An 8,616-nucleotide genomic window follows, 5' to 3' on the forward strand; every position below is an offset into this window, starting at 1 on the left:
GTCCTATTCCGAGCGCCAGCTCTACGAAGCCGCGCTCGACCGCATGGCTCGCGAGATCGCCGCCGTCAACCGCATGTCGGAGACCGAGGCGGTTCGCCTCATCGAGGTCAACCTCAACAAGGGTCCGAAGCGCGGCGCCAAGGCCGACAACGAGGAAGCCGAGCAGGAAGAAGCTGCCTGAGCATTCGCCTGCCGAACAACGAAGAACCCGGCCTGGCGCCGGGTTTTTTGTTGCGCGCAATATCGGAAGGTCGGCGCTGCCCTCATTCGCCTGCCGGCACCTTCTCCCGTATAGTGAACGGGGAGAAGCGAGATGACGGCGTCGTTGGCGCCCATTCTGAAACGTTGGCGATTGGCGAACTCTCTGATGAAAGCGTCCTTTCTCCCGTCACTATACGGGGAGAAATGCCCGGCAGGGCAATGAGGGGCAGCGCCAACTTATGAAGGAATCGTACCTGATCCCCCGCCCCCGCCTTCCTTCCGCGCCTCCTCCTGCCGCAGCGAGGCGATGAAGCGCTTGGTCCGCTCGCGCTCGGGGTTGTCGAACACGATCGAAGCCGGGCCCTTCTCGACGATCGAGCCGGCATCGAGGAACACCACCTCCTGCGCGATCTTGGAGGCGAGTCTCAGATCATGCGTGGCCATCACCATGGTGGTGCCCTCGCGGGCCAGTTGACCCAGCACGTCGACCACTTCCTGCGCCAGCTCCGGATCGAGCGCCGAGGTCGGCTCGTCGCAAAGCAGCACGCGCGGCGACGGCGCCAGCGCCCGGGCGATCGCAACGCGCTGCTGCTGGCCGCCTGACAGAGTCGCCGGCCAGGCATCGGCCTTATGCGCCATGCCGACCTTCTCGAGCAGCGCCATCGCCCGCTCGCGCGCCCGCGCCTGCGGCCATTTCAGCACCGTCACCAGCCCTTCCATGACGTTCTCGATCGCGGTGCGATGCGGAAAGAGCTGAAAATTCTGAAACACCATGCCGGTCTGCAGCCGCACGCGCTGAATGTCCGCCGCCGGTACCTTGGCGCCCGGCCGAAATTCCAGCGTCTCGTCGCCGATGCGCAAAGTGCCCGAGGTCGGAATTTCCAAGAGGTTGATGCAGCGCAAGAGCGTGCTTTTTCCGCCGCCCGAAGGCCCGACCAGCGCCGTGACACTGCCTTCGTCGATGCTGACGGTGACACCTTTCAGGACAAGATTGTCGCCGAAGCGCTTCTCGATGTTGGTAAGGCCGATCATGCATTGGCCTCCAGGAAGCCGCCATAGCGGTTGAGCCGCACCTCCAGCCGCGCCTGCAGAGCCGACAGCACCGAGCTCATCGCCAGATAGAGCGCCGCCGCCTCGACATAGAGGATCAGCGGCTCGTAGGTGGTGGCGACGATGCGCTGCGCAGCCTGGAACATTTCGGGCACCGTTATTGCCGCCGCGAGCGAGGTGTCCTTGACCAGCGATATGAACGTATTGGAGAGCGGCGGCACCGCGACGCGGCCCGCTTGCGGAAGGATCGTCCGCCGCATCGCCTGGCTCCAGGTCATGCCGATCGAATAGGAGGCCTCCCACTGCCCTTTCGGCACCGAGCCGATGACGGCGCGGATGATCTCCGACGTGTAGGCGCCGATATTGAGCGTGAAGCCGATCAACGCTGCGGGAAAGGCATCGAGCAGGATGCCCACCGACGGCAGGCCGTAGAAGATCAGGAAGAGCTGCACCAGAAGCGGCGTGCCGCGAAAGATCCAGACATAGAAGCGCACAAGCGCGACCAGCGGTTTCGGGCCGAACAGCCTGATCAGCGCCGTCACCAGCCCGGCCATAAGCCCCAAGGCGAAGGACAGCAGCGTCAGCGGCACGGTAAAGATCAGTGCCGCCCATAGCAGCGTCGGCAGCGACTCCAGCATCAATTGCAACCAGTGCGGCACGGAGCCCTTCTCCTTTCCGGACGCTGCGACCCTCTGGCCGCATGCCGAGCGACTATCAGGTAAAAATCGGCGGGCCGTCAAAGACGGCCCGCCGGAACTCAAGCAAAAGGGATGACTGGGCTTACTGCGAGACGTCCTCGCCGAAATATTTGTCGGCAATCCTCTTGTAGGTGCCGTCGGCCTTGATGTCGGCCAGCGCCTTGTTGATCGCCGCCACCAGTTCCGGATCGCCCTTGCGCACGATGACACCGGAATAATCGGCATTCTCTTCCTGCGCGGCGATCTTCACATTGGCGTCGGGCTTGTGCTTCTTGAAATCGAGGAAGGACAGGCTGTCGTTGATGGTGGCGTCGGCGCGACCGGTGAGCAGCAGCTGGATCGACTGGTCGAAGCCGTCGGTGCCGACCAATTCGGCGCCGTTCTTCTCGGCGAGCTTGCCGAAATTCGAGGTCAGCGACTGCGCCGCCTTCTTGCCCTTGAGATCCGCGAATGTCTTGATGTCGCTGTTGTCGCCGCGCACGATCAGCACCGCCTTGGAGGCGATGTAGGGATCTGAGAAATCATACTTGGCCTTGCGCGCGTCGGTGATGCCGACCTCGTTGATGACGGCGTCGTAGCGGTTGGCGTCGAGCCCCGCGATCAGGCCGTCCCACTTGCCCTCGAGAAACTGCACCTTGACGCCGAGCTTCTCGGCGATCGCCTTGGCGATCTCCACGTCGAAGCCGACCAAGGCGCCGGAGTCATCATGATAGGTGAAGGGCGCGTAGGTGCCCTCCGTGCCGACCTTGATCACGCCCGCCTGCTTGATCTGGTCGAGATTGGCGCCGGCATGACCGGCTGTGACTGCCAGAACCTGCAGCGTTCCGGCGACGAGAAGCGATTTGAGCCATTTCATTTTTCTGTGATCCCGTTTTGACCGGTGCCCCGGCGCATGGTGAGAGCCGCAAACTGGCAGATGGAAGCTCAAGAAATAAGGAACCAGATTTCAAAAATCGACCGTTCCAGAAATCCAGTTCTCAAAACCAGCGAAAAATCCGCCAAGCCAAGCGTCACGGATCGATAACAGAAACGTTTTCGGCAGGCATATGCATCCGCCGGCACTACGGAACCATTCGCGCTTCTGGCACGTTGCTGGCTGTTGTAGGGCGCTGCGACGTCATTTCAACCGTCATCCAGTGCAACGACCGCCAAAAGGAGCCGGCATGATCGAGGATGTGGCAGGACGGACACTGGTCCGGGCGGCAATGAAGGCTCCCTATCTCGAGCGCGACGAGGAGCATCTCCTGGCTATACGCTGGAGGGAAAAAAAGGACCAGGACGCGCTGCATCTGATCACCGTCGCCCATATGCGGCTGGTGATTTCGATGGCTTCCAAATTCCGCCACTACGGTTTGCCGCTCGGCGACCTCATTCAGGAAGGCCATGTCGGCCTGCTGGAAGCGGCTGCCCGCTTCGAGCCCGCCCGCGAAGTGCGTTTCTCGACCTATGCCACCTGGTGGATCCGCGCCTCGATGCAGGATTATATCCTGCGCAACTGGTCGATCGTGCGCGGCGGCACCAGCTCCGCGCAGAAGGCGCTGTTCTTCAATCTGAGGCGGCTGCGCGCGCGGCTTGCCAACGGCGCCGAGCCGCTCTCCAATGCCTCGCTTTACCGCGAGGTTTCGGCCGCGCTCGGCGTGCCGGAAGCCGACGTGGCGATGATGGATTCGCGTCTTTCGGCCCCCGACAGCTCCCTCAACACCCCGCTTGCCGATGAGAACGGCGCCGCCGAGCGGATGGATTTCCTGGTCTCGGAGGATCCGCTTCCCGACGAGGTCGTCGGCGAAACGATAGACGTCGAGCGCCGCGCGGTCTGGCTGAAGAGCGCGCTCGGCGCGCTCAATGCGCGCGAGCTGCGCATCATCGAGGAGCGCCGCCTGAGCGACGACGGCGCCACCCTGGAATCGCTTGGCGAGGCGCTCGGCATCTCCAAGGAACGCGTCCGCCAGATCGAAGCCCGCGCCATGGAAAAGCTGCGGGCGGCGCTGGTGAAGCAGAACCCCGAATTCCTGGCGGAAGCCGCCTGAAAGCCAAGGCAGCGACTCGAAGTCGCCAGGAGACTATCAGTCAGCCATCCCGGCGGCTTTCTGCATCCGTAGCCATGGATTGTGAATTCTTTAACAGACCCTCGCGGCGTAAACTGTCTTCCTGACTGCACCAACTTTAGCGGATGGGGGTTTGCCATGCTGCGATGCTGCGCGTTCCTTGCAGCCCTGGTTCTCGTGTGCTTCACCGCGTTCGAGGCTCACGCCGATCGAAGGGTTGCCTTGGTCATCGGCAATGCCGAATACCGAAATATTCCGGCTCTCAAAAACCCGGACAAAGATGCTCAGGACGTCGCGAACACGTTCCGGCTGGCCGGCTTCGACGTGTTCGTCGCAAAGGACTTGACCAAGCTTCAGTTCGAGGAGCGGTTCCGCAACTATCTCGCCGCGGCGGACGGTGCGGATCTGGCCGTCGTCTACTATTCCGGCCACGGTTTTCAGATCGGGGGCGAGAATTTCCTGATCCCCGTCGACGCGTCGCTGAAGGATGCCGCCGACATCGAGGTCCAGGCGATCAAGCTTGACGACGTGCTGGAGCAATTGCGCTCGAAAGCGAAGATCCAGGTGATCATCCTCGACGCCTGCCGGAACAATCCTTTCCCCCGCCAGGATTACTGGCTGAGGGACCAGCTGATCGTCGCGGGCGACGCCGGCCTTGCGCAGGTGAAGAGCTCACTGAACACGCTGATTGCCTTCGCCACCGAGCCAGGCGCGGTCGCCTATGACGGGCGCGGTGCCCTCAGCCCGTTCTCATCTGCCTTTTCGCGCCACGCGTTGGCGCCCAACCAGGAAATCCGCACGGTGATGGCGGCGGTTCGCCGCGACGTGGTCAAAGCCACCAACGGCAAGCAGGTTCCGTGGGAGAATTCCTCGCTGGTCGACGAGGTGGTGCTGATGCGCCACGATGACGCCGAGGGTCAGGAGGTCACGGCCAAGCAGAAGCAGCCGGATCCGGAGAGCGGCAGCCAGATCACCGGCGCCGCCGAGGCGATCGCAAATCGCGATATCAGCATCCCGGTTGGCGTCGGTCCGGTTCCGCTGAAGCTCGATTTCCCGAGCAACGACCCCGCGCTCAGCCTGAAGCTTGCAAGCTATCCGGCAACGGGAACTCTGTCGCTGCCGGACCGGACCCTGTCTCCGGATTCCAGCCTGATGGCCGGTGAAGTCGATAATTTGCGTTACGAGCCGCAGATCGGCTCGGCTGCTCCGGTCCAGATTGGCTTCCAAATCCGCGGCGGCAACGCGTCCAAGGCAGCGATGATGAAGCTGTCGCCAAGCGTCGACCCCTGCGACCAGGCGGCGGGCGCACCGCTCGACCTGCAGGGCGTCGCGCCCGGCCGTTTGCAGAACGAGATCGCCGGCGAGGCCGCTGAGGCTTGCCAGGCGGCGGTGAAGGCCTACCCCGACGTCGCTCGGTTTCGTTACGAGCTTGGGCGGGCGCTGCTGGCGTCCGGCAAGGTCGACGAGGCCAGGAAAGCTATCCAGGAAGCTGCCGACAGGGGGCACGTCCGCGCCATGTTCGAGCTCGGCCATATCGCTTCGTCCGGAATAGGACTGGCCGCGGACTCCGCGAAAGCGATCAGCTTCTATTCAGAAGCATCCGACAAGGGAGACCCCTATGCGATGGCCGCTTGGGGGCGAGCCTTGTTCAATGGTGTCGATGTCGAGCGGAATACCGGCAAGGGATTGGACCTGCTGCTCAAGGCGGCGGCCATGGGGCACGTCAACGCGATGAACGATCTCGCCGTGATCTTCAAGGATGGCCGCAACGGCGTGCCCGCCGACGAGGCCCGCGCCTTGGCTTTCCTCAAAGCCGGCATCGCGCGGCAAGAGGCATATTCGATGAGCATTCTCGGCCTTCCCGCGCACAGCACCTTAACGGTCGCAGTGTGCAAGCCCAAGGTCGTGACGAAAATAGTCACCAAGGTAAAGGTTGTCCGCACACCCGCGCCGAAGACGCCGACGGTGACAGTCCCGACAGTGGTCAAACCACCTCAAACCGATACCGGACCGGCGCCCTGGCGCGGCAGTAGCGGCGATCATTCAGGGTCCGGCGGCGGCGGCCAAAGTGGTGAGGGCAGCGGAGGCAGCACCGGCGGCCAGACCAGCCCTGAAGGCGGCAGCAGTGGCGGGCTCTGATTGCTGCGGCAGCCGCGCGCCCGGCTTGACCGAATAGAAGCGCGCGGCTGATTCGTTGCGGAAGCACTTGCGCGGATGCCGACCCTACTTGTCGGTGACGATCTTGACCTTGTCGCCGGCCGACACGCTCGCGCCCGGCGACATTGCGTTGAGCACCCGGAACAGGTCGAGCTTGCGGTCGACGCCGACCATCTGAGCGGCAAGCGTGCCCATGTTCTGGCCGGGCTGCACAGTGACCACCCGGATATGCAGCGGCTTCAGCGCCGCCTTCTCGGCCGCGCTCAACGTGCGGAAGGAGCTGCTGACGGAGCGCGCGACCGGCTCCAGCGCGGTGCTGGCCGAGGGTGCCGCAGTCAGCAGCCGGTAGACCTGTCCGCCGGCCCGGATGACCGCGATATCGAACTGCCAGCCTTGCGCGCTGGCATGCGCCATCGCCGCCTCGTTGCCGTTGACCGTTTCCTGGCGCACGCTGGCATCGTCCAGTCCGGCGACCCAGCCGCTGCGGATATAGTCGGTGAGCGACACAGACTTGTCGATCGCCACGCCATCGAAGCGGATGGCGATGTCGCCCGGACCGGTCGCGGTCACCGCGGCCGCCGAATTGTCGATGACGAAACCCTCGGGCACCGAGAACGACACGCCAAGGCCGGGATGCAGGAAGGTCTGGCCGCGCACATAGCCCTCTTCCGGCGTGTCGCCGTAGAGCAGCCCGTCTATGCCGGCGAGGAAGGCATCGCGGTCGCGCGTGCCGACGCCGGGCGGTCCGAAGTTGCGGGCGAGCCGCTGCGCCAGCTCGATGCGCTGCGGCGTGTTGGGATGCGTGGCCAGGAAGTCGAGGCTGGCATCCGTGGCGCCGCTGACCGAACGGAAATCGGTATAGGCCGACATCGACTGCAGGAAGCGGCCGGCCGCATAGGGATCATAGCCCGCTTCGCCGATCGACTTGATGCCGATCGCGTCGGCCTGCAGTTCTTGGTTGCGCGAAAACTGCGCAAGCCTCAGCTTGCCGCGGATGAGCGCGGCCTTGGCGGTCGGGCTGTCGCCGAGCACGTCGGAGACGACCTTGGTCGCCAGGCCTTCCTCGGCCTCGAGCTGCTGCCGCTGCAACCCGTGATTGGCGGTGACGTGGCCCATCTCATGCGCGATGACGGCCGCAAGCTCGGAGGAGTCATTGGCCAGCGCCAAAAGTCCGCGCGTGACATAGAGATAGCCGCCCGGCAGCGCGAAGGCATTGACGTTAGGCGAGTTGAGGATGGTGATGCGATAGGTCTGGGTCGGATTGGCCGAGACCACCGTCAGATTGCCGACGACCTTGGCCACCATGCGCTCGAGCTTCGGATCGGAATATTCGCCGCCATAAGTGGCGAGAATCCGCGGATGCTGCGCTTTGGCCATTTCGGCCAGCCTGGCATTGGCGACGACATTGTCGACGGTGATCGGCTTGTCGGAGGGCTGGAAGCCGGACTCCTGCACGTCCGGCGGCGTGAACATCTGGCAGCTCGCCAGCGCCACGGCAAAGCCGGCCATCGCGAAAAATCGCGCCAGCGGCTTAGTCCATACCCTCTCGATGCCGGCTGTCAGATCGGCTTCCTTTCGTAATCTTGCGGCAAATCACGGCCCACCCGGACCAGCATGGCCGGACCTAGCCACACTCCCCCGGACAAGGCAAGCAAACGCCTGATCACCCGCAGCCGGTTTGGCCGTAAATTATGTCCGCTTCCGGGCAATGTGTTGTCATCCGGCAACGCTGCCGCCTCGATCGCCGATATAGCGCCGGAAGGCCTCCGGTCCAGCACCGTCGAAGAAATCGGCGGCCGACCCTGTTGCCGCGACCCTGCCCTCGTCGACGAACGCGATCCGTTGGCCGATGCGGCGCGCGTCCTGCGGCTGATGCGTGACGAAAAGCACGGTCATCTGTCGCTCGGCGTGGATGCCGGCCACGAGATCGAGCATGTCTTCGCGCAGCGCCGGGCCGAGCGAGGCGAAAGGCTCGTCGAGCAGAAGCACCGGACGGTCCCGTATGAGCACCCGCGCCAGCGCGACGCGCTGCCGCTCGCCGCCGGAAAGCTCGCTCGGCAGCCGCTTTTCCTTGCCGGCGAGGCCGACACGCCCCAGCGCGTCCGCGACCGCGCGGTGGTCGTCGGCCGTGAGCTTGAGCGATGGCGAGCGGCCAAGCCCGACATTGCCCTCGACCGAAAGATGGGCGAACAGGTTGTTTTCCTGGAACACCATCGACACCGGCCGCGCCGAGGGCGGCGCATTGTCGACATTGATCCCGCCGATCAGCACCTTGCCAGCATTTGGTGATTCGAAGCCGGCCACCAGATTGAGCAGCGTCGACTTGCCTGAACCGCTCGGCCCCATGATGGCGGTGATCCTGCCGGCGGCGAATTCGACATCGAACCGGAAGGATGCCTCGCCATAGCTGAAGGATACGCCGTCCAACGTGACGGCCAGGCCCTTCGTGGCCGCGATGCCATTAT

Annotated in this window: 7 protein-coding genes and 1 pseudogene; 3 read left to right on the forward strand and 5 right to left on the reverse strand. The window is 64.0% G+C overall.

The window, feature by feature from the left end; genetic code table 11:
• A pseudogene (locus EOA60_RS09690) lies at nucleotides 1-181 on the forward strand (CarD family transcriptional regulator); the annotation flags it as partial.
• Between the two features lie 257 nt (nucleotides 182-438).
• On the opposite strand, the gene EOA60_RS09695 reads toward EOA60_RS09690, so the two are convergent.
• The 3 genes from EOA60_RS09695 to EOA60_RS09705 form a co-directional block, all read right to left on the reverse strand.
• Complete coding sequence (locus EOA60_RS09695) at nucleotides 439-1,233, reverse strand: amino acid ABC transporter ATP-binding protein (protein ID WP_067001874.1); 795 nt, start codon at nucleotides 1,231-1,233, stop codon at nucleotides 439-441.
• The gene (locus tag EOA60_RS09700) at nucleotides 1,230-1,910 is read right to left on the reverse strand and encodes an ABC transporter permease subunit (RefSeq protein WP_067001871.1); all 681 of its coding nucleotides are present in this window, start codon (nucleotides 1,908-1,910) and stop codon (nucleotides 1,230-1,232) included. Before EOA60_RS09700 ends, EOA60_RS09695 begins: the two co-directional genes overlap by 4 nt.
• A 121-nt stretch (nucleotides 1,911-2,031) precedes the next feature.
• Nucleotides 2,032-2,805, reverse strand: a complete 774-nt coding sequence (locus tag EOA60_RS09705) for an amino acid ABC transporter substrate-binding protein (protein WP_095824071.1) — start codon at nucleotides 2,803-2,805, stop codon at nucleotides 2,032-2,034.
• A gap of 307 nt (nucleotides 2,806-3,112) precedes the next feature.
• On the opposite strand from EOA60_RS09705, the gene EOA60_RS09710 reads away from it, so the two are divergent.
• Complete coding sequence (locus EOA60_RS09710) at nucleotides 3,113-3,976, forward strand: RNA polymerase factor sigma-32 (RefSeq protein WP_067001865.1); 864 nt, start codon at nucleotides 3,113-3,115, stop codon at nucleotides 3,974-3,976.
• Nucleotides 3,977-4,132: 156 nt separating this feature from the next.
• Nucleotides 4,133-6,133, forward strand: coding sequence for a caspase family protein (locus tag EOA60_RS09715; RefSeq protein WP_095824072.1), 2,001 nt, complete (start codon nucleotides 4,133-4,135; stop codon nucleotides 6,131-6,133).
• Nucleotides 6,134-6,217: 84 nt separating this feature from the next.
• On the opposite strand, the gene EOA60_RS09720 is transcribed toward EOA60_RS09715, so the two are convergent.
• Both EOA60_RS09720 and thiQ read right to left on the reverse strand, forming a co-directional pair.
• Nucleotides 6,218-7,660, reverse strand: coding sequence for a M48 family metalloprotease (locus EOA60_RS09720; protein WP_095799779.1), 1,443 nt, complete (start codon nucleotides 7,658-7,660; stop codon nucleotides 6,218-6,220).
• Nucleotides 7,661-7,867: 207 nt separating this feature from the next.
• On the reverse strand, nucleotides 7,868-8,608 hold the full coding sequence (gene thiQ / locus EOA60_RS09725) for a thiamine ABC transporter ATP-binding protein (RefSeq protein ID WP_128311280.1): 741 nt from the start codon (nucleotides 8,606-8,608) through the stop codon (nucleotides 7,868-7,870).
• Nucleotides 8,609-8,616: the final 8 nt, after the last annotated feature.

The organism is Mesorhizobium sp. M1A.F.Ca.IN.020.06.1.1 (assembly GCF_004023265.1).
Lineage (GTDB): Bacteria > Pseudomonadota > Alphaproteobacteria > Rhizobiales > Rhizobiaceae > Mesorhizobium.